We start from the raw sequence: 24,251 nt of genomic DNA, 5'->3' as shown, positions 1-24,251 counted from the left end.
TATGTTATTCGGACTTGATGGCGTCGAAATAGGCCTCATTATCGTATTTTTCTGCCTCTTCGGGGGCATCCTATCCGGCTTTCCGGTGGCCTTTGCCATCGGTGGCGCAGGGATTATCTCGTTCGGGATCATCGCGGCGTTGGACAGCGCCGGATTGTTGATCCATCAGGCGATCGATACCGGTTCGCAAGCCTATAGGGATGTAGTGAACTCGGGCATCAAACCCGACACGATATCCGTGTTCCGATACCCGGATTTGCCAAGGATCGCAGAGCCGGTTTTTGCATCGGGTTGGGAAACCGCTCTGGACCGCAACGTGTCGTTCATCGTTAACCGTATGAATGAACGTGTTCTGGCGGGCCAGTCGATTGAGACCCTGCTGGCGGTGCTGATGTTTGTCCTGATGGGCATCACGCTGGAGCGCTCGAAGATTGCAAACGATCTGCTGACTACAATGGCGCGCGTCTTTGGCCCGCTGCCGGGTGGTTTGGCCGTGTCGATTGTGGTCGTGGGCGCGTTTCTTGCAGCCTCGACCGGGATCGTGGGTGCCACCGTTGTAACCATGGGCTTGCTCGCGCTACCGACCATGCTGCGCAACAACTACTCGCCTGAACTGGCGACGGGTGTCATCGCAGCATCGGGCACGTTGGGCCAGATCATTCCACCGTCCATTGTTATCGTTCTGCTGGGTACGCTTGCCGGTGACCTCTATTCGACCGCACAGGAAACCCGCGCGGTTGAGGCAGGGTGTACCGACGCGCTGACCTATCTGGGTGAGCCTGCCGTGGTTTCGGTCGGAACGCTGTTCCAGGCGGCTCTGCTGCCGGGGATCATGCTCGCGTTGCTCTATGCGCTTTATGCGTTTGGCTATGCACTGCTGAACCCGGACAAGGCGCCTGCGGTTGCAATGTCGGGTGGCACGGGTGAGCCGATTACCCGCGCGGAAGGTCTGACTTGGCTGCTGGGTGCACCGGTTGCTCTGATTGCTGGTGCCTTCCTGCTGGGCAGTGTCGGTGTGATCGGTAGTCAGAACATCGCAGTATCGGGCTTTTCCGATGTCGGGCAGGGCGCGTCGCTTCGCACCAATGTCTCGGCTGAGTGTCAGGCTTCGATGATCGAACTGCATGGTCAGTCTGCCTGGGATCAGGCCGTGGCCGAGCAGGAAGCGATTGACGAGGCAGGCGGTGTGTCACAGGCTCAGCGTCTGAGCGAAGAGGAGATCGCGGCTGAACGTGAGGCCAAGATCGCGGCAGCTGCTCCGATTGGCACCGGCGTGGCCGTGACAGTTGTACTGCTGGCTCTGACGCTGGTTCTGGGTCGGGGTATCGCACCCTCGCGCCCGATGCAGCCTTTGATCCTTGGTGCTATTGGCCTGTTGCTTGTCTTGCTTGTCGATACCTTGCTTGTCGCGCCAACAACATCTTCGGGTGTGACGTTCCTGTTACTGGCGATACCGTTTGCGATTGCGCTGTACGGGTGCAAAGAGGCTGCGGCTCGATGCGCCACAAATGATCTGATCCGGGTGGTCTTCCCGCCACTGGTTCTGATCATCGCGGTCTTGGGCTCGATCCTTGGTGGTATCACCAACCCGACACCGGCCGCTGCGCTGGGTGCGGGTGGTGCGATCATGCTGGCCGCCTATCGCAAGCTGCAGGATGAGGGCCGTTCCGGCAAAGTGATCATCTGGTCGACCTTCGCAGTCATCATCTGTCTGCTGTTGGGTGTGAACTTTGATCTGCGCATCAATCAGGGTGGCGTTACGTTCGAGACCTGGGTGGCATTCGTTCTTGCCTATGCGGCGTATCTCTATGCGCTGTTCGGCTTGCTGTTCGGATGCTGGATCCTGTTTGCCAGTGGTGTCCTGACACCTGTGGTACGCGAGACCGCCAAGGTGACATCGATGGTGTTCACCATCCTGATCGGATCACAGCTTCTGAATCTTGTGGTGATTTCGTTTGGTGGTGAGCATTACATCCAGCAGTTCCTGAAGAGCTTTGACAACGAGTTCACGGTCTTCCTGATCGTGATGCTGGTGCTGTTCATTCTGGGCTTTGTGCTGGACTTCCTCGAGATCATCTACATCGTGATCCCGATTGTTGGTCCGGTGATCTATGGCGGGTCGTTCGATCCGAAGTGGGTCACCATCATGGTTGCAGTGAACCTGCAGACATCGTTCCTCACGCCACCGTTCGGGTTTGCCCTGTTCTACTTGCGCGGGGTGGCACCCAAAGAGGTCACGACGGGCCACATCTACAGAGGTATCATCCCGTTCGTGATCATTCAGGTGGTCGGTATTGCGATCCTTTGGTTCTTCCCAACGATCGTAACGATCGTTCCGGATCTGATCCCGAATTAAGAGATCGCATAGCAACAAGACACAACCGGAGGCCAAATGGCCTCCGGTTTTTCGTTTCAGACGTCGGTTTTTGCGTGGGTTAGTTTGGCGAACTCACGCTCTGCACCGTGATCGATCTCCAGATGGGTGACATCCAGTGTGCCTGCGTTCGGGTCGTTGAAGACAGAATGGTCCATCTTACCGACCCTTTGCGCGACGATCGTGGTAACTACCGCGTCTCCGGTGACATTCACGACAGTCCGCATCATGTCTACGATCCGGTCAACCGCCAGAATGATGGCGATCCCTTCAAGTGGCATCCCAAGCTGGTTCAACACCATGGCCAGCATGACCATGCCGACGCCCGGCACCCCAGCCGTACCAATGGACGCCAGAACCGAGATAGAGATCACCGTCAGATATCCGCCCAGACCTAAATCGATGCCGTAGACATTGGCCAGAAACACTGTCGCGACACCATGCATGATGGCGGTTCCATCCATGTTGATCGTTGCCCCCAGCGGAATACCGAAAGACGCGACCGAACGGTCAACACCAACGCGCTGTGTCACGCATTGCATGCTGGCCGGGATCGTTGCGTTCGAGCTGGAGGTTGAAAACGCGAAGACCTGAGCTGAGCGCATCTTGCGCATGAACATGCGTGGGTTCAGTCCTGTAAATGCATAAAGCAGCACCATCAGCGTTACACAAAGGTGGAAGACCAGCGTCAGGCTGATTGTTGTCAGATAACCGATGACCGGTGCGAACAGGCTGAATCCTTCAAGGGCAAAGGTTCTGGCGATCAGGCAGAAGACACCGATCGGCGCAAAGGCCATGACGATTTCGACAATCTTCATCGCCAGTTCGTTCATGAATTCACATCCTTGAACAAACGCTTTGGCTTTGCTGCCGATCATCAGGACGGCAACGCCAACCACGACGACATAAAAGATGATCTGCAGCATCTCACCGTTCGCCAGTGCATGCACCGGGTTCTTGGGAATGATGTTTGCAAGTATGTCCCACGCGGTTTGTTGAGACGCCACAGCGACGTTCTGATCAGCAAGGTGCATTCCCGAAAATCCGGTGCCGGGACCAATCAGGCTGGCAAACACCAATGCGGTGGTTACGGCCAACGCAGTTGTTGCCAGATAGGTAACGAACGTCAGCCCACCTACGCGCCCTAATACTCTGATGTCACCGATACCGATGACGCCGCAAAGCAGAGAAAAGACGACCAGAGGCACTACCAACATCTGAAGCGCATTCAGAAACATCTGGCCGATCATACCGAACAGACCATTTACCAGATTGTTCTCGAGAAACGGATAGCTCCAATAGTTCAGTATCAATCCAAGAACGGTTCCCACAACCAGGGCAACCAGGATTTGTGTCGTCAGGTTTGCCGCAAGCAGTTTACGCGTGGCGTACATCATTTGCTTTCCCCCAAAATAATACCAAAGCGACGGGCCGGGGACCCGTTGCTGCAATCGATAATTCAATGATGTCAAACGGCTGTGGCCGCTGAATTCCCGCTCGGTGCAACAGTGCACGAGGTCAGCGATATCTGGTGACCCAGCGTCAGTTTTCAACTCTCCGCTGAGCGCGATCACCAAAAACAAGCGCCTAGTTTCAGCCTAAGCTATTGATCGGCGCGTGCTGTAGGGCTGTGAATATGTGATTTATTTCAGGTGGTTGCCAGTTACGCGAACTGAATCAGATCCCAGCGGTTTCCAAATGGATCGCGCCAAACTGCCACAGTGCCATATGGCTCGTGTCTGGGCTGTTCCTCGAATTGAACGCCATTTGCAACCATGGCCGCGTGATCCCGCTGAAAATCATCCGTTTCGAGGAAGAATCCGACGCGGCCACCGGTTTGATTGCCGATGGCGGATTGCTGTTCTTCTCCGTCTGCCTTGGCGATCAGCAGGGACGCCCCGCTTGATCCCTTTGGGCTCAACCGAACCCATCGTTTGCCACCACCCAGATCGATGTCCTGCGTTAGCTCAAAGCTCAGCGTTTGGGTGTAAAATGCGATGGCGTCATCGTAATCCGGCACCACGAGGGTGACCGCATGAAGGTTCTGCTGCATGGGAATTTATCCTTTGGTCGGATGCCGATCCGGAAGTTGGATATTGGCAACCTGCTCGGCAATCGGAGGGGACGACAGCGGATGCTGAGCCGTTTCGGCAAACTCATCCGGGTCTTTGATGCTTTGCCACTCACCCTGCACATAGGCTTCGAGGCCCGAGAACTTGGCTTTGTAGCCCATTTTCGGGCTGCCCGGCACCCAGTAGCCGAGATAGATGTAAGGCAGACCTGCCTCCCGCGCGATATCGATGTGATCAAGGATCATGTAGGTACCCAGCGAGCTTTGCGGCTGCTGCGGGTCATAAAATGAGTAGACCATGCTCAGCCCGTCATCCAGAACGTCGGTCAGGCTGACCGCAATCAAGTTTCCGGTTTCAGGATCTGCGTATTCCACTACACGACTGCGGATCGGCGTCTCTTCGATCATTGCAGCGAACTCGAACACATCCATATCTGCCATACCGCCATCGGCGTGCCGGGCGTCCAGATAACGTCGAAACAGTTCATATTGGTCGTCCGTCGCCCAGGGCGATGTGGCGCGCCGCTCCAGATACGAATTGCGTTTGGCCGCGCGTTTCTGGCTTTTGGTTGGGCGGAAGGCCGAGACGTCGATGCGCGCCGACAAACAGGCGGCGCAATCGGTGCAGGACGGGCGGTAAAGGACATTCTGGGATCGACGAAACCCTTGTTGCGACAGCGAATTGTTCAGCTGATCCGCGCCTTCACCCTGCAAGGCGGTGAATAGCTTACGCTCCATCCTGCCTTCAAGGTAAGGGCAGGGTTGTGGAGCCGTCACATAGAACTGTGGCGCTATTGGCAGCGTGTGTCGCATGAAGGTCCCGTGTTTCCTCGGAACGGATGATAGCAACCGTTCCGGGACGCGCCAAGTGATTCACTTCAAGACTGGCTTATGCGCGCTGATTGATCATCACAGTGCCAAGGAAGGCGTCTGTCAGGCCCTGACAACGGGCGCTGGTCAGCATCATGATCACTGAAATGATCTGGATAACGGGGAAGGCCATGCTGACGAAATACCCGGCCGTATGGGCAACCGCTTTACCGGTATCCATTCGCGCGCCAAACGCATCGCGCAACTCGATCCCCATGAAACGCATGCCCAGCGTGGCTGACCCGTTCGCGATTGTCACAACGCGATACACAAAGCTGACGACCATATAGATCAGCGCGAGGATAAAGAACCCGAGCCCAAAGGTCAGCACAATGGCGACTGTGCAAAGTAGTGAGATAAAGGCGATATCAAACAACCAGGCAATAAAGCGTTTGATCGCCACAGATTGATAAAACTCCGGTTGGCGATCAGGGTCAGGCAAATGGTTCATTTCATGAAGTCCAGGTGATGGGTGTCAAAGGCCCTGACCCGGGATGCGGGGCAGGGCAAAGTTGTCTTGGGCAGGTCAGGCAGGATTGCCCGACTCGGCCTCATTCTGGTTGTCGCGGGCGCGTTCGTCCATGAACTGGTCGAATTCGGCTTTGTCTTTAGCTTCGCGCAGACGACGCAGGAAGGATTCGAACTCCTGCTGTTCACGCTCCAACCGTGCCAGCGTGTCGGCCTTATAGGCATCAAACGCGCTGTTGCCTGACGGCTTCATGGCGCTCATGTGGCTCTGCCAGGATTTGCGGTGGCTGCAGGATTTGCTGAACATGCGTTTGCTCCAGATCATATAGGCAAGAAAGGCCAGGCCGATAGGCCAGAAAAAGATAAAGCCAAGGACCATGGCGGCAATCCAGGCGCCTTTGCCCTTGCTGTCTAGCCAGGCTTCACAACGGTGAAGCCATCCCGGATTTTCTGGGACGGTGTGTTCGGACAATGCGGTCATTGGGGTTCTCCAGGTTGATGTAAATTCCTTTCACATTGTCTAGATGGGAAGCCTTGGACTGGTTGCAAGGGGTGTATGTGAAAAAGATTTACATTTGGCCGAATGCAAGATGTTTGATCGGCAGGCGAAAAGGCAGGATGTGTCGAATTTACCGTTGAACTCGAAACAGGTTCTCTCAAACTCTGACACCAGTGTTTGCAGCAAGACAGTTTTGAGAAATCTAGAAGTCGAAACCGGTTTGGATGGGGGGGTCGTAGGGGGATATTAGTTCTTCACCGTTTGCGCCCGGCTTGATTGGCTTTACGGTATGATGCTCAAATCGACCTTCGTATTTCGTACCAAGTGTCACTTGTGCGTCCTGCGGAGTGATGACGCCTGTTAGCCAATCTTCAATTTCTTCAGGCGTCAGAATGACCGGCATTCGATTATGGATATGTGCGATCTGAGAGCTGGGATTGCGGGTCATTATGCTGCAACTGTGGCCTCCATCTTCTGTCCGGTAGAAGCCCGCAAAGAACATCGTGGGTGAGTTGCTTTTAACAGAGATAAACACGGGACAATCGTGACCCTGGCCCTTTGGCCATTCATAGTAGCCAAGGGCTGGTACGAGACAGCGCCCGTTGTCCCAATAGTCCTTCCAGAAACTGACGTTTTCGATTTTTGAATTGATCAGAGGCTTCCGACTGCGGGGATCTTTGATTTGCCAACGCGCCGATGTAATTTCCGCACAATCACCATCCCAGCGGATCATGCTGACCTGGTCGGTTGGCGATATGTTGAAACCTCCTGATGGCAATTGCTCGGGAAGGTGAGGGGAGACTTTTCCATAAAGAAGGGCCTCCATAATCGCCAGCATTTGTCGCTGTGTCAGATGGCCGGCTGCAAATTTTCCACACATGGGAGAAGGTTAGGCGGATTGGGTAATTGGAACAAGTAAACGGCAAAATAAAGTACTTAGATTGTCGGGGCGACGTTGTTGTACATCATTGTCGTCTGGATCGGCTCTCGATCCGTCGCATCAAGGTCCCCATCCCCTAAAATGCTTGTCCGACCTGACAGTCTTGTTTGCAATTCTGGGGAATGAGGCGGTTTAAGTGTTTTAGCTGGTTAGGCAGAGGTCGATTCAAATGAAATTTCGAACGGTATGTCGGGCAAATACACCCACCGGTGAAAAACCGTTTTGAAGTTACCGGGTATCATGGCGAGTTCGTGAGTAACTCGATGGCCTTCAAAGTATCCTATGATCGTGCCGCCTCACGTCTTATGTTCGAGCCATAGCGCGAGGACGGCCTTCATTACATAACGCGTTTGCGATGCTGGTTCATTTGCAGGCTTGTGTGTCAATGAAATCAAGATTTGCAGATGAAACCTTGTTTTAACGCTGTTTGAAAAGCACTAGGGTTACATGAACTTATTCTGCCGGAGCTTTTTGTGAACACCTTTCTTAACCGCTCATCCGCATTTATCCGGATCGCTCCGGGCTCTTCTGGGTATCTTTAAAAACAAATGTCAAACTACATTCCGACTATGGAAAATACAGAAAACAAGACCGCCCCTACGCTTGATGAGATCCTGACACTCGAGAAGAAGGTGTGGACAGCGTTGGTTGAAGGGAATGCAGAGGCAGACCGTGCATTGCTAAGCCCGGACTTTCTGGGGGTTTACCCGACAGGGTTTGCAAACCGAGACGATCATGTGGGTCAATTTGCTGATGCGCCGACTATGGCCAGATTTGAACTCAGCGAGACCAAGCTAAGGGTGCTGTCACCTGATATCGTGTTGCTTTCCTACCGCGCAGATTATCAAAGGCCGGATGCGGCCGAGTGGGAGGCGATGCTGATCTCTTCACTTTGGGAGCGTCGCCTCGGCGTTTGGATCAACAGTTTCAGTCAGGATACTCCGACAGAGGCCAAGTGATAGGTTTGTCCCATTGACGCCGTGCGATGGGGCTGCGCAATTTGCCTCTATGAAAGATGTTCTTGCCATCAACCGTGTTCCGCGCCCCTTCGATCCATCTCTTGGTGAGGAGGCGCGTTCGTTTGTTCCGGATTTGACACCCGAGCAATCCGAGTTGATCACGGGGACAGCAGGGTCCAGCCCATACCTAAAAGGGCTGATCGAGCGTGAGAGGGAGTGGCTGCCACAAGCCATGCAACACCCGGATCAGGCATTGGCCGAAGTGATGACGGCTGCGCGTGATCTTCCCCCCGACCAACTTAAGCCGGGTCTGCGTCAGGCCAAGCGTCGCATGGCGCTATTGACAGCGCTTGCGGATCTGGCAGGTGCGTGGCCATTGGAAAAAGTGACCGCAGCGCTGACTGATTTTGGTGCACTTGCCGCAGATGTGGCGGCAAAGGCCGAGATCGCAAACCTGATCCGTCGTGGCAAGCTGCCAGGTATGACGGATGATGACCTTGAAACCGCTGCTGGGATGGTGATCCTGGCGATGGGCAAGATGGGTGCACATGAGCTGAATTACAGCTCTGACATCGATCTGATCGTGTTATTCGACGAGACCCGATTTGATCCTGATGACTTTTATGAGGCGCGTCAGAGCATGGTGCGCGCGACACGGAATTTCTGTGCAACACTCAGCGACAAAACAGCAGACGGCTATGTTTTTCGCACCGATCTGAGGCTGAGGCCCGATCCTGCGGTCACGCCTGTCTGTCTGGCGATGGAAGCGGCTGAACGCTATTACGAGAGCCTTGGTCGGACTTGGGAGCGCGCAGCTTACATCAAGGCACGACCGTGTGCCGGTGATCTGTCGGCGGGAACAAAGTTTCTGGAAGCACTGCGCCCGTTTGTCTGGCGGCGACATCTGGATTTTGCCGCGATACAGGACGCCCATGATATGCGCCTGCGGATTCGGGAAAACAAAGGTACTGGCGGTGCCCTGTCCATTCCGGGGCACGACATGAAACTGGGGCAGGGCGGAATTCGCGAAATCGAGTTTTTCACGCAAACCCGACAGTTGATTGCAGGCGGGCGCGATCCGGATTTGCGGGTTCGTGGAACTGTTGAAGGTTTGGCAGCCCTGTCGTCTAAGGGATGGGTGCCGCAGGATGTGGCTGACAAGCTGACTGATCATTATCGTGCCCATCGCGAAGTCGAGCATCGCATCCAGATGGTGCACGATGCCCAGACACACAAAGTGCCACAATCCGATGATGGCATAGAACGGGTGGCATGTCTGATGGGGCTCAGCAGCGAAGAACTGACATCGGACCTGACCCGCCGCCTGACCGAAGTACATGAACTGACCGAAGGTTTTTTTGCTCCGGGGCCCGGTGTCGCGCCTGTGGCTGCACAGCCTGTCGAGTTCGACAAAGGTGTATTAGCACGATGGCCCACATATCCGGCCCTGCGTTCGCAACGGGGTGCACGGATATTCGAACGGCTGAAGCCCGAGCTGATGTCGCGTTTGGCAAAGACTGCCCAACCAGAAGAAGCTCTGGTTGCACTGGACGGGTTTCTTTCCGGGTTGCCTGCAGGTGTTCAGCTGTTTTCCCTGTTCGAGGCTAATCCGCATCTGATTGATCTGTTGATTGACATTGTGGGCACCTCTCACGCGCTGGCCACCCATCTGTCACGCAATGCATCGGTGTTCGATGCTGTGATCGGGGGCAGCTTCTTTACCGATTGGCCAGGTCAAGCCGATTTGCAGGCAGAACTGTCACAGCTGCTTTCTGCCGAAGCCGACTATGAATCTCAGCTCGATCTCGCCCGCCGTTGGTGCAAGGAATGGCATTTCCGGGTTGGTGTTCATCATTTGCGGGGATTGATCGATGGCGCTCAGGCAGGGCAGCAATATGCCGAACTGGCGCAGGCGGTGATTACCGCCATACTTCCCTTTGTCATCGAGAATTTTGCGCGAAAACACGGCCCGGCACCCGGGCGCGGTGCGGCCGTCCTGGGGATGGGGTCTTTGGGGGCAGGGCGGATCAACTCGCAATCCGATCTGGATATGATCGTGATATATGATCCGCAGGATCAGGATATGTCAGACGGTCCCCGACCGCTTGCCACGCGCACTTACTATGCTCGTTTTACCCAAGCATTGATTACGGCTCTTGCTGCTCCGATGGCGCAGGGTCGGCTGTATGAAGTCGACATGCGGTTGCGCCCCTCTGGTAATCAGGGGCCGGTGGCAACCAGTTGGCATAGTTTCACCAATTACCAGCAGAACGAAGCCTGGGTTTGGGAGCATCTTGCCCTTACGCGGGCGCATGTGGTGGCTGGTGATGATGGGTTGGCTGAAGACATCGAAGCGTTCCGTTCGGAGTTTCTGTCACGACCACGGGACCACGGCAAAGTTCTGCGCGAAGTTTCCGAGATGCGTGGGCGCCTTGCGGCGGCCAAGTCTCCGGCCGGGATCTGGGATGCGAAAAACGGCGCAGGCCGCCTGATGGATATCGAACTGATTGCCGAAACCGGAGCTTTGCTGTCGGGGACAACCAAACGTGATGTACATTCGGGATTGGATGGCGCAGTCGCTGCCGAATTACTGGATGTCGCGCAGGCGCAAACGCTTAAAGACTGTTACGATTTATGCTGGTCCGTACAATGCGCGGCACGGCTGTTGTCTGGCAAGGTGATCGAAGCTGACAAGATTGGCGAGGGCGGCACGGCCTTTCTGTGCCGTGCTACCGGCTTTGAACAGGTCGAACAGTTGCAGGCTGCGCTGCAGGAAAGTTATGACACCGCTGCCGCATTGATCGGAGCCGTGGTTGAGGGGGACGAAAATGGCACGCAGTGATGATCCGAATGATCCAAAGGGCCTTATCCGAGAAGCTTACCGCATCGAAGGCATCGCTTTGCCTGAGTGTCGAAGCATCTTTCTGGACTGGGCGCTTAGCCTGCCTGATGACCGTGACCAGCAGCAGGCTTTGTCCGACCTGCACACAGTGTATTCTGGTCAGGATGCCGAACACCCGATGACACAGGTGCTGAGCGAGGGGTTGCAGGCTGCACAAACGCCCAAACGGCGCGGCGGCTGGCGCTCGCGCCCGCGCTAAAGGGCTTTTACACCCGCATGTTCGGGACTATGAGGGCGTCATGACCCAGACTTCCTCTTCCGACCGCCCACGAATCCGTTTGAAACCCAAAGCCAACGCTCGTGGCGTGCGTCACGGATTTCCTTGGGTGTACGCCAATGACATTGTCACCGACCGGCGCACCCGCAAGATCGAAGCCGGAGCGCTGGCGGTCCTTGAAGATGACAAGCGTCAATCAATGGCTTTGGTTGCGGTCAATCCCGCATCAAAGATCATGTGCCGCATTCTGGATCGCGATCCCTCTGCTGAGCTCAATGCAAATTGGTTCGAGGCCCGACTGCAACGCGCGCTGGAGATGCGAGAACGCCTGTTCGACAAACCCTACTACCGTCTGGTCCATGCCGAGGCGGATGGATTTCCGGGAGTGATCATTGACCGGTTTGGTGACGCATGTGTTGTTCAGCCGAATGCGGCCTGGGCTGAGTTGCATCTTGAACTGCTGACAGAAGCTCTGATCAAGGTGACCGGCGTCAGCACCGTAATCAAGAACGCATCAGGTCGGACCCGTGGATTGGAAGGTCTGGACGATGTCAATCTGACCTTGCGGGGCGACGCACCTGACGCTCCTTTGCCGGTGCCGATGAACGGCGCGACCTATATGGCAGACCTTACCGGCGGGCAGAAAACAGGGCTGTTCTACGATCAGCGCCCAAACCATGCCTTTGCAGCCAGATTAGTCCAGCCGGGAGCACGCGTGCTCGATGTGTTCAGCCATGTCGGCGGTTTCGGGCTGGCAATGCTGGCAGGTGGTGCGGCACAGGCTTTGTCGGTCGATGGCTCTGCCGCTGCGTTGGAACTTGCCACAGAAGGTGCCAATGCCTCGGGTTTCGTTGACCGGTTTGAAACGCGTCAGGGGGATGCCTTTGATGTCTTGACGAAACTTGGCGAAGAATGCGCTGAATTCGACGTTGTCATCTGTGATCCACCTGCATTCGCACCGTCCAAACAAGCGCTCGATGCCGGGCTGCGCGCCTATGAACGAATTGCACGGCTCGCTGCGCCCCTGGTCAAGCCGGGTGGCTATCTGGGTCTTTGCTCGTGCTCTCACGCGGCGGATTTAGGGCGGTTCCGTGATGCATCCTCGCGTGGCATTGGTCGGGCAGGCCGGCAGGCACAAATGATCCACACGGGATTTGCCGGGCCTGATCATCCGCAACTGCCGCAACTGGCTGAGAGCGGTTATCTCAAAGCCGTGTTCTACCGGTTGTGAAGGCAGTTCTGGATACTTGCGTCATCTACCCCACAGTGATGCGGGAGATGTTACTGGGTGCTGCGGCCATAGGGCATTTCACGCCAATCTGGTCAGCGCGCATCCTTGAGGAATGGGCTCGAGCTGCCCGTAAGCTCGGACCTCAGGGCGAAGCGCAGGCACGCGCCGAGATCGCATTGGCGCAATCCAAATGGTCCGATGCCGAACGCCCAGCCGCTCCGGGTATCGAACAACGGCTCTGGCTGCCGGACAGTGCAGATGTTCACGTCTTGGCGACGGCCGTCAGTGCCTCGGCGGATGTAATCGTTACCGTGAACGCCAAGGATTTTCCCAGAAATATACTGGCGGAAGAGGGGCTTGAGCGAATTGATCCGGATGCACTGCTGCATCAGTTTTGGATCAAGGATCCTCAGGGTATCGAAGCTGTTTCCGCGGATGTCCTTGCCGAAGCCAACCGTCTGTCGGGCGACCAATGGACCTTACGCGCGCTGATGAAGAAAGCCCGGCTGCCGCGCTTGGGCAAAGCACTGGCGACTTAGGGCAAGACCTTAGCCATTCGAACCCCAGCGGTGTTCCAGTGCCTCAAGCGCCGCAATGCGCTCGTCCGTCTTGGGGTGGCTCATCAGCCAGGCCGGTACCACACCAGCCCGCTGCTGAGTCAGATCCTCAAGCTTGTGGAAAAGAGATTTCTGTGGTCCGATCCCGATACCCGCTTTAGTCAACAACGCAGCCGCATATTCGTCTGCCTCGTATTCATCCGCACGCGACAGGCGTGAGGCGAGCAGGGCGGTCAGGGCATTGGCAATCCATGCGCCGATAAACGGGATGAACCTGTTCAGGATCATCATCAGCGCAGCCCGCATCGCATTCTGACCCGAAAAGTCGATCATCCGACGACGCGCATGCCCAAGAGCTACGTGGCCGAGTTCATGCGCGATCACGCTTGCCATCTCTTCTGCGGACACTTCGCCATTGCGGAACTTTCGATAGAACCCACGTGTGATGAATATGCGCCCATCCGGGGCCGCTAGGCCGTTCACAGGGTCGATCTCATAAATGTAAACTGGCACCCGCGCGACATCCAATGCCGCCGCAAGCCTGTCCGTCATACGTTTCAGTGCCGGATCAGCCAGTTCAGTAGACTTTGCATCTAACTCGCGATGCGTGCGCCAGACGGATATCCGGTACATGACAAAGGCATAAGCGATGGCTAGCAAAATGGGAGTTAGACGGAGCATGTTCTAGATATGGGACCGCGTTATCGGCGGGGCAAATACTATTTTGACATTGCCTTGTAAAAGATTGTGCGTTTCGCCTGAAGCAACACATGATGCCTTGGTTCGCAGGTCGTTGATCTATAAAGCACACCCCAGAAACTTGATATCTGATGCCCTATTTCCGCCATTTTGGATCAGCAAAAAGACGATAAGGTTCAAGAAACGAGCATGCGCGGCAAGGTCGGTTTCTGATAGATATAACAACTGAAAATTTGAGGGAGCATTCGTCATGGGCCATGAGTTTGACTACTTGATTGAAAAAATTCGTAGTGCGGAGTTTGAGAGCAACCCGTTCAAGCATCTTCATATCGAGAGTTTTTTGTCCGACGAACATTTTGCGGCGGTTGTAGGCGCGAGTGAGATCGATACGACTGCTGCAAACACGCCAGAGCAACTTCTAGACCAGCTGGAAAGCGTTGGTTACAAAGCCATCTCTTTTCCGGGTTGTGTGACTTCGAAGGCCGAGTACCTGAAGTGGCTCGAGGGTGAGTCTCAGAAGAGCGTTCATAAGGCGACCGAGGGATTTGGAATGGTCCTGCGCCTCACGCCCCCAAATGGCAGCATCCTGGAAGCACTTGATGCTTTTCTGAAATCCGACGAGATGAAAGAGGCGCTGGCCAACAAGTTCGAGCTTGAGGGAGAGCTTGTGGTGGATGCCGGAATACAGAAATACCTGCATGGCTACGAAATCAGCCCTCATCCCGACACCCGACGCAAGGCGCTAACGTGGATGTTTAATGCCAATCCCGGCTCGGATAGCGAAAATGCCGATATCCACACGCACTATATGACACTCAAGCCAGAGTGGGCGTTTATTTCAAGCTTCTGGCAAGGCAATCAGGATGTCGATCGGTGTTGGGTGCCGTGGGATTGGTGCGAAACCCGGAAGCAGCAACGCAACAACAACAGCATCGTGTTTTTTGCGCCCTCAGAGGACACTATGCACGCGGTGAAGGCGAATTATGATCATCTGAAGACGCAGCGGACCCAGTTTTACGGAAATCTCTGGTACAAAGTCGATCCTATGTTGCCGAAGGTCGAGTTTGAAGATCTGGACATTCGGGCGCATATGGCGGCCTCTTCTTCAACGCTCAATTCCATGAAACGCACAGCGGCTGGACGAGCAGCGATTAGCCTTGCCAAAAAATTCAAAGAGCGGGTGTAACGCTTTCAACAAAGCGACTTTCGCCTGTCAGGTGCTAAGCAGCCCGGTCACAGTGCATCGTACAACTGGGCTGCAACACGTTTGGACCTGAAGGGTATGCAGAAGTTAATTAGCGCGTAAGTTCCCGCATTCCCTGTTCAAGTCCGGCCAAGGTCATGGGGACCATGCGATCTTCAAAGATCTCGCGGATCATGCCAATCGAATGCGTATACTCCCAGTATTTTTCAGGCACCGGGTTGATCCATAGATTCGAAGTCCATTGCTCGCGCGCACGTTGTAGCCAGACCTGCCCGGATTCCGGGTTCCAGTGTTCGTTTGCACCACCGGGATAGGCGATCTCGTAAGGGCTCATCGATGCGTCGCCGACAAAGATGCACTTGTAGTCTCCGCCATAGGTACGAAGGACTTCGTGTGTCGGGGTCTGCTGGTCCCAGCGACGACGGTTGTCACGCCAGACGCCTTCGTACAGGCAGTTGTGGAAGTAGTAGTATTCCAGATGCTTGAACTCGGTCCGGGCGGCCGAGAACAGCTCTTCGACCACCTTGATATGCGGGTCCATCGAGCCGCCTACATCGAGGAACAGCAAGACCTTCACCGCATTGTGGCGTTCGGGTCGGGTTTTGACGTCCAGATATCCATGTTCGGCTGTCGCTCGGATGGTGCCATCCAAGTCCAGCTCTTCGGCAGCCCCTTCACGCGCCCAACGGCGCAGGCGTTTCAGTGCGACCTTGATGTTGCGGGTGCCAAGCTCAACCGTGTCGTCGAGGTTCTTGAACTCACGCTTGTCCCAGACTTTCACCGCACGTTGATGGCGGCTTTCTTTCTGCCCGATACGAACACCTTCGGGGTTGTAGCCATATGCGCCAAACGGAGAGGTGCCTGCGGTGCCGATCCATTTGTTGCCGCCCTGATGGCGACCCTGCTGCTCGCTCAGACGTTCACGCAGCGTTTCCATAAGCTTATCGAAGCCTCCCAAGGCTTCGATCTCGGCTTTCTCCTCGTCCGACAGATGTTTTTCCGCCATCTTGGCCAGCCAGTCGGCCGGGATGTCGACAGCTTCGAGCACCTGTTCAAACGAAATCCCATCCAGTCCTTCAAAGCTGGCGGCAAAGGCTCGGTCGAACTTGTCGATATTGCGTTCATCCTTCACCATCGACACGCGGGCGAGGTAGTAGAATGCCTCGACGTCGTAGGTCGCCAATCCCTTTTTCATACCTTCAAGAAAAGTCAGATATTCCCGCAGCGAAACGGGAATGCCGGCTTTTCTGAGGTTTTCGAAAAAGGGTAGAAACATGGATCTACGCTACCAGACGGACAAGGATCAGCGACAGGATTAGTCCAACCAATGCAAAGGCGATGCCGTAACCGGCCGCGTATTGCGCCATGTCAGCGCCACTGCCGTTACGTTTCCGAGCCGTCAGGGCACCCAGAATCGCACCCAACAAAGCCATTCCCAGAACCACTACCATGCGCGTATCATCCGTCTTCGATGTTCTGCGGGTTGCGCAATGCGATGTCCTGCATCAGCGAGCGAACCACAACTTCCGAGCCAAAGCCGTATCGCGCCCACCCCAGACTGTCCAGCCTGACGGCGCGTGCCTGTTCGTATCTTCCGGACTGTTTCAGAGCTTCGGATTTCAGCAACATAAGCGTGGCCAGCATGGATGCGTTTTCGGCGCGTGTCATGACTGCGATTGCATTGTCGATTTCAGGCAGGACGCTTGGTCCCTTTCGACGTGCCAGTGCATAAGCCGCGGTTTGCGTGGTGATATACGCACGATGTAACTCGGTGCCGGGTGTGTTCGCCAGATATTGCTGTGCGATTGCATATTGGCGCTGCGCTTCCTCTGGGTTGTCGAATTGCCCCATCCGCCCCATCAGATAATGTGGAAATGCCCTGCGGTGATCAGTCCACCCTTGTTGCTGCCCGATTTGTGCTGCCCTTTGAGCGGATCGGAGCCGATTGGCAGAGGATGAACGGGATCCAACGGATTTGTGGATTGCCTTGATCCATTCCCGTGGTGTTTCCGAGATGTGTTGTACGGGCAGGTTGTTGCCGCGCGGGTTCAGTCGACTAAGAACACCAGGGATGACCGCAGCAGCCTGTTCGCGCGTCATGCCGCTTTGCAGTTCAGGCGAATAGGCCGCACGCAGCATCAACATGTCGAAACCAGTCAGCACGGTGTGGAAATTATCATCGTTAAAGACTGAATCCGGCAAACGATACAGGTCGTTTAGCGGACCCAGAGCCTGTGCTAGCTCTTCATGCAGACAATCCCGGATTTCCTGCGGACTAACGTCATAGGGAATAAAGATGCCAAGCCGCTCGCGACTGCGCAGTTTGGACCAGTTGCTTTTCGGTTTGCGACGGTCGCTGCGATACTCTTCGAAACTGGATGCGTTTGGAACGACGAAACAGGCTGCTTGCGGCAATATACGCTGGATCTGCTTCTGGCTGACGGCTTCGATGGTGATGTTGGCCTGACCATCTGTGATCTCTTGGATGTCGATCCCGGCCTCTCTGCGAAGACGTGACAACAGGCGAGTGAGATCAGTTCGCATAGTGGCCGGTGGCGACCCCGTTAGCCGCACGGTGACGGGCATCTCGAAACGAGTAAAAACAGGAAGCTCGGCGCCGCTTTCGAGCTCGAAGTGAAGATCCAGAAAATCTTCGGCCATGTTTTTGTTCGATCGCACAGGCGGCAGAGGCCGGGACCTGCTAAACGACTTTGCCGGTGGCAGCACGATTTCTACGGTTTTGACCTCACTCGGAAGTTCAATCGATTCAACCGTAGTGCATCCGGCCATGATGGCGCCAACTAGAACAAAGCTCCAAAGCTTCACGGGCGCTGGTACCTGATGAATGGGGTAAGCTTGCCTATTCGGTCATAGAGCTTTCGCGCAGTATGGTTGAAATCCTGCGTCAGCCAATACACGCTGGGTGCGCCTTTGTTGTCGGCCTCAGCATACACTGCTTCGATCAACGCCCGGCCGATACCGGTTCCGCGCGCTTCAGGGCTTGCAAACAGATCTTGCAGATAGCAGACGCTTTCAACCTTCCAGGCATGGCGGTGAAACAAAAAATGGGTCAGGCCAACAAGTCGTCCATCAACCTCAGCGACGAAGCATGAGAAATCATGCGGATCATCTCCTAGTAACCGTTCAAAAGTCGTCTCATAGATTTCATCGGATACCTCGGTTTCGTAAAACGCCAAGTAGTCGCGCCACAAAACCGACCATTCCGGACGGTCGGCTGCTTTCAGGGGTCTGATGATCGGAGTTTGGGTCAAATGGCTATCCTGTCTTTGGCATGAAAGCGCGACCCGATGAGGGGCCGCGTACATGTTTGGCCGATGCTGGCAGCCAACCTGCCATATGGCAAGCCGTGATCACCGGATGTTCATGTCCCGGCTGATCAGCGCTTGCTGCGCGCCATGAAGGCAAGCCGTTCAAACAGGTGCACATCCTGTTCATTCTTCAGCAACGCACCGTGAAGTTTGGGCAGCGCGTCCGCTCCTCCGCGCTTGAGGTCTTCGGCAGTCAGATCCTCGGCAAGAAGAAGCTTTAGCCAATCCAGCACTTCGGAGGTCGATGGTTTTTTCTTCAGCCCCTGCGTCTCGCGAATTTCGTAGAACTGGGTGAGGGCGGTGGTTAGCAGAGAGTCTTTGATGCCGGGATGATGTACCTCAACGATCCGGCGCATCGTGGCCTCATCCGGGAAACGGATATAGTGGAAGAAACAGCGGCGCAGAAACGCGTCTGGCAGTTCTTTTTCGTTGTTCGACGTAATGATCACGATCGGGCGGTTCTTGGCGCGGATCGTTTCGCCTGTCTCGTAGACATGGAACTCCATTTTATCGAGTTCCTGCAGCAGGTCGTTTGGAAATTCGATATCGGCCTTGTCGATCTCGTCGATCAGCAGAACAACCTTTTCGTCCGCGTCGAATGCCTGCCAAAGCTTACCTTTGCGAATATAGTTCGACACGTCATGAACGCGCTCTTCACCCAATTGACTGTCGCGCAAGCGGCTTACGGCGTCATATTCATACAGGCCCTGCTGCGCACGGGTGGTGGATTTCACGTTCCACTCGATCATCTTCAGACCCAGCGCACCGGCGACCTGTTTCGCCAACTCGGTCTTGCCGGTTCCCGGCTCGCCTTTGACCAGCAGAGGACGCTCGAGTGTGACGGCAGCGTTTACTGCTATCGTCAGGTCGTCGGTGGCGACATACTCGGCTGTGCCTTGGAAACGTGCGGTCATTGGGCCCTCATGATCAGTTTGCGCGCGGTGCGGGCATAGATTGTGTTGCCCGGGTTACAGAGAGGAGGATATTTTTACAAGCATGGCCGCTACGTCGCGTCACGATGAATTTCTCTGCGACTTCAATCCGTTTTGCTTGATTCGCACGCGTTCGGGTAAGCCGGTGGTTGAAAAATGCCTTGGAATAGCCTGGCAATTTTCACAGAAAAACAAGGTTTTGTTGTTTAAAGTCTCATATTTAGACTGGTGAGCGTGACGGTAAACTGTGCAGAAGTTTGTGTAGTGACATTCTGTGCCCTGTCGGATAAACGCTCCGCAGAAGGGGGTGCCAAATGTCAGGTGAAACTACCGCGACCGACGTTTCTGGCCATACCGAGGGAGCCAATATGAAGCAGGAAGTTTTTCTGCCGGAGGATTATCGTCCGGCCGAAGATGAACCTTTCATGAATGACCTTCAGCTTGAGTATTTCCGCCGCAAGCTGCTGGATTGGAAGAACGAACTTTTGGCGGGCAGCCGCGATACTATCGAAGGCCTGCAGGACAATACCCGAAATATTCCCGATGTCGCCGACCGCGCGAGTGAGGAAACCGATCGTGCGCTCGAGCTGCGCACCCGGGATCGTCAGCGCAAGCTGGTGGCCAAGATCGACTCGGCCCTGCGCCGGATCGACGAAGGCGAATACGGATATTGTGAAATGACGGGTGATCCGATTTCACTCAAACGTCTGGATGCACGTCCAATTGCAACTATGACGCTTGAAGCGCAGGAGCGTCACGAGCGCCGCGAAAAAGTCCACCGCGACGATTGATCGCTGGAACATAACAACACATGAACGCCGGGGCCTGTAGCTCCGGCGTTTTTTTTGCGCTAAGCCCGGGACATGAATATCGAGGGTCTCAAGTTTTGCGTTATTGGCGCTGGTATTGGCGGGTTGGCCGCAGCCATCGCGCTGCGTCAACGTGGTGCTGAGGTTCTTGTACTCGAACAAGCCCCAGAAATAGCTGAGGTAGGTGCCGGTCTGCAGATCAGTGCCAATGGCATGCGCGTCTTACGTGCACTTGGCGTGGTTGGTGATGTGCCCGAAGCTGGCCAGAAATCCTATGGCACAGTGCTGAGGGATTACCGCGGTGGACGGTTCATAAGTCGTATTCCGGCGCCAGCAGCCGGACCGACATATTACTATCACCGAGCCGACCTGATCGACTTGCTGCTTCGCGCGGCCGTCGCCTCTGGGGTGAACATCCGTCTGGACGCCAAGGTGGAGCAGATCCACGATGCCCCAGATGATGTGGGCGTGGTTTTGGGTAATGGCGAAGAAATTGGTGCCGATTGCACAATTGCTGCCGACGGAGGGCGAAGCAGTATTCGCCCTGCCTTGAACGGCGAAGAGCTACTTGGTTTCACGCATCAGGTTGCCTGGCGTGCAACAATTCCTTGGGATCGCAATCTGACAGCCCCAAAGGCGCATCTGACGATGGGTCCGGGTCGTCACGTCGTGACCTATCCTTTGCGCAACCAAAGCCTCATGAACATCGTTGCAATCGAGGAGCGTTCTGACTGGCAGGAGGAGGGCTGGCGCCTCAAGGGTGATCCCAACGATCTCCGCGCCCGCTTTGCCGATTTCGGCGGCAAGGTGCAGGAGGTCCTGCAAGAGGTGCAAGAAACGCATCTGTGGGCTCTTTTCCTGCGTCCCGTTGCCCGCAAATGGCAGAACGGGCGAATTGCCCTATTGGGTGATGCGGCGCATCCAACGCTGCCCTTCATGGCGCAGGGTGCTTGTCTTGCGCTGGAAGACGCGTGGATACTGGCAAAGTCCTTCGATCAGGACGACGTCACCAGCTCTTTGGAGGCTTATGAAACCAAGCGTGCCCCACGTGCGCGTAGGGTTGTCGACGCAGCTTCATCAAACGCGCGCAATTTCCATCTACGTGGTCCCATGAGGATCGCCGCCCAAATGGCTCTGACAGCTTTGGGTCCAAGGATGGGGCGGCGTTACGACTGGATATACGATTACGACCCTACGGCGTAAGCGGTTACAGATCGAGATCGACCCAGACGGGAACGTGGTCTGACGGTTTTTCGTGCCCGCGCACTTCGGCGTCAATCTTGCAATCGCGCATCAGATCAGCGGCCTGCGGTGTCAGCAGGAAATGGTCGATCCGGATACCATCGTTCCTGTTCCAAGCCCCGGCCTGATAGTCCCAGAATGAATAGTGTTCGGGCCCTTGGGTCACGGCGCGAAATGCCTCGGTGAAACCCAAATTCAATATCTTGCGAAACGCCGCGCGGCTTTCCGGACGGAACAGAGCATCCTCGCGCCACGCATCCGGGCGTTTGGCATCCTCGGCCTGGGGAATGATGTTGTAATCACCAGCCATCAGTGCAGGTTCTTCCGTCAACAACAGGTCGCGCGCCCGATCATAGAGACGCTCCATCCAGGCCAGCTTGTACTCGTATTTGGGGCCAGGCACGGGATTGCCGTTCGGCAGATACAGACCACAGATGCGAAGTGCCTTTTTTCCAATGACAGTCGCCTCGATCCAGCGCGCTTGTTCATCTTCATCATCGCCGGGCAGGCCGCGGATCACGTCCTCAAGCGGCAGCTTGGACAGGATCGCCACACCGTTGAAGCTTTTTTGTCCATGGGTTTCGACGTTATAGCCGCGTTCCTCGAACAGCTCGCGGGGGAAATTCTCGTCGATCGATTTGATCTCTTGCAGCAGCACGACATCGGGCTGTGCATCATCCAGCCAGCGGGGCAGGGCTTCGGCCCGCGCTTTGATGCCGTTGATGTTGAACGTGGCGATTTTCATGCGCGATCCTCCGGCTGGCTGCCGGTTGATCTATCCCTCAACCGCGCGGGCAGGGCAAGGTCACATTGAAAATGAAGTGCCGCAGCCGCAGGATGAGGTTGCGTTCGGGTTTTCGATCACAAACCGCGCACCGATCAGTTCCTGTGTGAAATCGATCACCGCGTTTTCCAGAAACGGCAGGGAAATCGAGTCGACGATTACTTTTTCACCTTTGCCTTCCAGCACAAGGTCATCCTCTTTGGGCTCGTCCAGCGCGATTTCGTATTGAAAACCGGAACATCCGCCGCCTTCCACAGCGACGCGCAGGGCCTGACCCTGATCTGCTGCGCCGATTTCGGCGAGACGCTCAAAGGCGCGTTCTGTAACTGTGGGGGGCAGATTCATGCCAAACTCCAAAGGTTTATTTCCTTTACGCCTTACAATATAGAAATTGCAAGGACAGGCGACAAGGACAAGACCTTTGGACATAGCGGGTTTTGCCTCAGACCCAGGCCGCGCAAGGGGGCGGCTTGTGCCAGAGGAGGAGAGCAGTTTCCGGTCATGCTTTCAGCGTGATCGCGACCGGATCATTCATGCCAGTGCGTTTCGGCGGCTCAAGCACAAGACGCAGGTGTTTGTTGAGCATGAGGGTGACAGTTATCGCACTCGACTAACGCATTCAATTGAAGTCGCTCAGGTTGCGCGCACAATTGCCGGGGCTTTGGGTCTGAATGGCGAACTGACCGAGGCGGTCGCACTTGCCCATGATCTTGGTCATACGCCGTTCGGTCATACCGGCGAGGATGCTTTGCATGCGTTGATGGAACCCTATGGCGGGTTTGATCACAACGCCCAAGCCATTCGGATCGTTACGAAACTCGAGCGTCACTATGCGGAATTCGACGGGTGCAACCTGACGTGGGAATGTCTCGAGGGGATTGCTAAGCACAACGGACCAGTCACGGGGGAGCTGCCTTGGGCACTGGCAGAATGCAACGAAGGTTTTGATCTGGAATTGCATACTCACGCCAGTGCCGAGGCGCAGGTGGCAGCGCTGTCTGACGACATTGCCTATAACAACCACGATCTGCTGGATGGATTACGGGCGGGGTTGTTCACTGACGAAGAGATTCAGCGGTTACCGATTGTCGGCGATTGTTATGCTGAAGTTGATCGGAAGTATCCCGGCTTAGACCGCTATCGCCGCCGACACGAAGCACTGCGGCGCGTTTTTGGGGTGATGGTTTCCGACGTGATCGAAACCTCCCGGGGGCTGATATCCCGGTCGGGCGCAAAGACGGTGGAAGATATCCGGCACCTGGGTTACCCGGTGATCCAGTTTTCCGACGGGCTTTGGGCGCAACTCAAAGAAATCAGGGCGTTCTTGTTTGCGCGCATGTACCGTGCACCAACAGTCATGCAAGTGCGGGAAGAGGTCAGCAAAGTCGTTGAGGACCTGTTCCCGATATATCTGAATGATCCCAAGCAGATGCCACAACGTTGGCACGATGATATCGAGGCAGCTAAGACCGAGACGGCACTTGCGCGCATTGTCTCGGACTACATCGCCGGGATGACAGACCGGTTTGCGTTGCAGGACCATGCAAGGCTTACCGGCAACTGATCATTCAATTCCGATATAAGCGATCGCCCAGACCTGCTGCCCGGATTGCTCCTGCGCCAGATCAGCATCGTCCGTAGGTGGAAAGACGATCATTGTCGGGCCATAGCCACCGATGCCCATGGGGACGCCGTCAGCATGCGTCGCAACGATTGGTTGGTGCGCAGCGATACTTTCCCACGGGATTTCGGACTGATAACCGTCCATGGCAACCGGAGTTGCTGCTTTTCCTTCTGCACCGGCCATGATCATGACGTCCGACAAGCGCGGCCCGGAAAAGGCGATATCGCGTTTGTTTCCTTCGGGGCCGTAGGAAATGGTGATTTTGGTCTGATCCATTCTGTCCAACATGGCGGCATCAAAACCTGCCGCCCCATCATGCTGAACCTCGAGATACCCGAGCAACCCACCATCATCTTCACCGCGTGCAGGTAAGTTGGTCTCTGTCACCGCACCACCCAGCGTTAACAACACGTGCCCTTGCGGAGCGGGCATCTCGGCCCAGGCCGGCATGGAAGTTGATAACAGAACGGCAAAGGGTAGGGCTAAGCGCATGGATCGGTCTCCGTTTCCTGAATTTACGCTGACAGTAGCGGGCTTTGT

At 55.5% G+C, this 24,251-nt stretch carries 25 protein-coding genes; 10 read left to right on the top strand and 15 right to left on the bottom strand.

Annotation, left to right across the window (positions count from 1 at the left end; genetic code table 11):
* The first annotated feature begins 1 nt into the window (after position 1).
* Positions 2-2,356 (top strand): TRAP transporter large permease subunit, encoded by a 2,355-nt coding sequence (locus GOX61_RS01990; RefSeq protein WP_170330862.1) that lies wholly within the window; start codon positions 2-4, stop codon positions 2,354-2,356.
* A gap of 56 nt (positions 2,357-2,412) precedes the next feature.
* On the opposite strand, the gene GOX61_RS01985 is transcribed toward GOX61_RS01990, so the two are convergent.
* The 6 genes from GOX61_RS01985 to GOX61_RS01960 all read right to left on the bottom strand — a co-directional run bounded on the left by GOX61_RS01985 (position 2,413) and on the right by GOX61_RS01960 (position 7,162).
* Positions 2,413-3,768, bottom strand: a complete 1,356-nt coding sequence (locus GOX61_RS01985; protein ID WP_254436720.1) for a dicarboxylate/amino acid:cation symporter — start codon at positions 3,766-3,768, stop codon at positions 2,413-2,415.
* Positions 3,769-4,037: 269 nt separating this feature from the next.
* Positions 4,038-4,427 carry a VOC family protein gene (locus GOX61_RS01980; protein WP_170330858.1) on the bottom strand — a complete coding sequence of 130 codons (390 nt, stop codon included), beginning with the start codon at positions 4,425-4,427 and terminating at the stop codon, positions 4,038-4,040.
* Between the two features lie 6 nt (positions 4,428-4,433).
* Positions 4,434-5,258, bottom strand: a complete 825-nt coding sequence (locus GOX61_RS01975) for an arginyltransferase (protein WP_155150909.1) — start codon at positions 5,256-5,258, stop codon at positions 4,434-4,436.
* Between the two features lie 76 nt (positions 5,259-5,334).
* The gene (locus GOX61_RS01970; protein ID WP_170330856.1) at positions 5,335-5,766 is read right to left on the bottom strand and encodes an RDD family protein; all 432 of its coding nucleotides are present in this window, start codon (positions 5,764-5,766) and stop codon (positions 5,335-5,337) included.
* A gap of 75 nt (positions 5,767-5,841) precedes the next feature.
* Positions 5,842-6,264: a DUF2852 domain-containing protein gene (locus tag GOX61_RS01965; RefSeq protein ID WP_170330854.1), complete on the bottom strand. Its 423-nt coding sequence runs from the start codon at positions 6,262-6,264 to the stop codon at positions 5,842-5,844.
* A gap of 220 nt (positions 6,265-6,484) precedes the next feature.
* Complete coding sequence (locus GOX61_RS01960) at positions 6,485-7,162, bottom strand: SOS response-associated peptidase (RefSeq protein ID WP_170330852.1); 678 nt, start codon at positions 7,160-7,162, stop codon at positions 6,485-6,487.
* Positions 7,163-7,791: 629 nt separating this feature from the next.
* Between GOX61_RS01960 and GOX61_RS01955 the strand changes: the two genes are divergently transcribed.
* The 5 genes from GOX61_RS01955 to GOX61_RS01935 are packed head-to-tail and all read left to right on the top strand — an operon-like array spanning position 7,792 to position 13,070.
* Complete coding sequence (locus tag GOX61_RS01955; RefSeq protein WP_254436718.1) at positions 7,792-8,181, top strand: nuclear transport factor 2 family protein; 390 nt, start codon at positions 7,792-7,794, stop codon at positions 8,179-8,181.
* Between the two features lie 49 nt (positions 8,182-8,230).
* Positions 8,231-11,023: a glutamine-synthetase adenylyltransferase gene (locus tag GOX61_RS01950; protein WP_170330848.1), complete on the top strand. Its 2,793-nt coding sequence runs from the start codon at positions 8,231-8,233 to the stop codon at positions 11,021-11,023.
* Positions 11,010-11,282: a hypothetical protein gene (locus tag GOX61_RS01945; protein ID WP_155150893.1), complete on the top strand. Its 273-nt coding sequence runs from the start codon at positions 11,010-11,012 to the stop codon at positions 11,280-11,282. Before GOX61_RS01950 ends, GOX61_RS01945 begins: the two co-directional genes overlap by 14 nt.
* A gap of 40 nt (positions 11,283-11,322) precedes the next feature.
* The gene (locus GOX61_RS01940) at positions 11,323-12,531 is read left to right on the top strand and encodes an RSP_2647 family RNA methyltransferase (RefSeq protein WP_170330846.1); all 1,209 of its coding nucleotides are present in this window, start codon (positions 11,323-11,325) and stop codon (positions 12,529-12,531) included.
* Positions 12,528-13,070 carry an RSP_2648 family PIN domain-containing protein gene (locus GOX61_RS01935; protein WP_170330844.1) on the top strand — a complete coding sequence of 181 codons (543 nt, stop codon included), beginning with the start codon at positions 12,528-12,530 and terminating at the stop codon, positions 13,068-13,070. Before GOX61_RS01940 ends, GOX61_RS01935 begins: the two co-directional genes overlap by 4 nt.
* A gap of 9 nt (positions 13,071-13,079) precedes the next feature.
* On the opposite strand, the gene GOX61_RS01930 is transcribed toward GOX61_RS01935, so the two are convergent.
* Positions 13,080-13,769 carry a M48 family metallopeptidase gene (locus tag GOX61_RS01930; RefSeq protein ID WP_155150888.1) on the bottom strand — a complete coding sequence of 230 codons (690 nt, stop codon included), beginning with the start codon at positions 13,767-13,769 and terminating at the stop codon, positions 13,080-13,082.
* 268 nt (positions 13,770-14,037) lie between these two features.
* Between GOX61_RS01930 and GOX61_RS01925 the strand changes: the two genes are divergently transcribed.
* Positions 14,038-14,973 carry a hypothetical protein gene (locus GOX61_RS01925; RefSeq protein ID WP_170330842.1) on the top strand — a complete coding sequence of 312 codons (936 nt, stop codon included), beginning with the start codon at positions 14,038-14,040 and terminating at the stop codon, positions 14,971-14,973.
* Positions 14,974-15,082: 109 nt separating this feature from the next.
* Here the strand turns inward: GOX61_RS01925 and GOX61_RS01920 are convergent, their stop codons facing one another.
* The 5 genes from GOX61_RS01920 to GOX61_RS01900 form a co-directional block, all read right to left on the bottom strand.
* Positions 15,083-16,267: a vWA domain-containing protein gene (locus GOX61_RS01920; RefSeq protein ID WP_170330840.1), complete on the bottom strand. Its 1,185-nt coding sequence runs from the start codon at positions 16,265-16,267 to the stop codon at positions 15,083-15,085.
* Between the two features lie 4 nt (positions 16,268-16,271).
* A complete protein-coding gene (locus tag GOX61_RS01915) occupies positions 16,272-16,442 on the bottom strand; it encodes a hypothetical protein (RefSeq protein ID WP_170330838.1) in 171 nt (56 codons plus the stop codon).
* Positions 16,443-16,449: 7 nt separating this feature from the next.
* The gene (locus GOX61_RS01910) at positions 16,450-17,652 is read right to left on the bottom strand and encodes a DUF2927 domain-containing protein (RefSeq protein ID WP_254436717.1); all 1,203 of its coding nucleotides are present in this window, start codon (positions 17,650-17,652) and stop codon (positions 16,450-16,452) included.
* A gap of 161 nt (positions 17,653-17,813) precedes the next feature.
* The gene (locus tag GOX61_RS01905; protein ID WP_244328137.1) at positions 17,814-18,263 is read right to left on the bottom strand and encodes a GNAT family N-acetyltransferase; all 450 of its coding nucleotides are present in this window, start codon (positions 18,261-18,263) and stop codon (positions 17,814-17,816) included.
* A gap of 125 nt (positions 18,264-18,388) precedes the next feature.
* Positions 18,389-19,234: an AAA family ATPase gene (locus GOX61_RS01900; protein WP_155150871.1), complete on the bottom strand. Its 846-nt coding sequence runs from the start codon at positions 19,232-19,234 to the stop codon at positions 18,389-18,391.
* A 386-nt stretch (positions 19,235-19,620) separates the two neighbouring features.
* Here GOX61_RS01900 and dksA point away from each other — a divergent pair, with 386 nt between their 5' ends.
* Positions 19,621-20,043 (top strand): RNA polymerase-binding protein DksA, encoded by a 423-nt coding sequence (gene dksA / locus GOX61_RS01895; RefSeq protein ID WP_170331092.1) that lies wholly within the window; start codon positions 19,621-19,623, stop codon positions 20,041-20,043.
* A 72-nt stretch (positions 20,044-20,115) separates the two neighbouring features.
* Positions 20,116-21,264 (top strand): FAD-dependent monooxygenase, encoded by a 1,149-nt coding sequence (locus GOX61_RS01890; protein WP_170330835.1) that lies wholly within the window; start codon positions 20,116-20,118, stop codon positions 21,262-21,264.
* A 4-nt stretch (positions 21,265-21,268) separates the two neighbouring features.
* Here GOX61_RS01890 and xth read toward each other — a convergent pair whose 3' ends face one another.
* Positions 21,269-22,048, bottom strand: a complete 780-nt coding sequence (xth, locus tag GOX61_RS01885; RefSeq protein ID WP_170330832.1) for an exodeoxyribonuclease III — start codon at positions 22,046-22,048, stop codon at positions 21,269-21,271.
* A 60-nt stretch (positions 22,049-22,108) separates the two neighbouring features.
* Positions 22,109-22,432, bottom strand: a complete 324-nt coding sequence (locus tag GOX61_RS01880; RefSeq protein WP_155150862.1) for a HesB/IscA family protein — start codon at positions 22,430-22,432, stop codon at positions 22,109-22,111.
* Between the two features lie 76 nt (positions 22,433-22,508).
* Between GOX61_RS01880 and GOX61_RS01875 the strand changes: the two genes are divergently transcribed.
* Positions 22,509-23,651 (top strand): deoxyguanosinetriphosphate triphosphohydrolase, encoded by a 1,143-nt coding sequence (locus GOX61_RS01875; RefSeq protein ID WP_170330830.1) that lies wholly within the window; start codon positions 22,509-22,511, stop codon positions 23,649-23,651.
* Here the strand turns inward: GOX61_RS01875 and GOX61_RS01870 are convergent, their stop codons facing one another.
* The gene (locus GOX61_RS01870) at positions 23,652-24,203 is read right to left on the bottom strand and encodes a hypothetical protein (RefSeq protein ID WP_170330828.1); all 552 of its coding nucleotides are present in this window, start codon (positions 24,201-24,203) and stop codon (positions 23,652-23,654) included. It lies immediately after the preceding gene.
* Positions 24,204-24,251: the final 48 nt, after the last annotated feature.

The sequence above is a fragment of the Ruegeria arenilitoris genome, assembly GCF_013030265.1.
Lineage (GTDB): Bacteria > Pseudomonadota > Alphaproteobacteria > Rhodobacterales > Rhodobacteraceae > Ruegeria > Ruegeria arenilitoris_E.
Note: the sequence above shows the minus strand (reverse complement) of the source record. Positions and strands in the feature narration are given on the sequence as shown.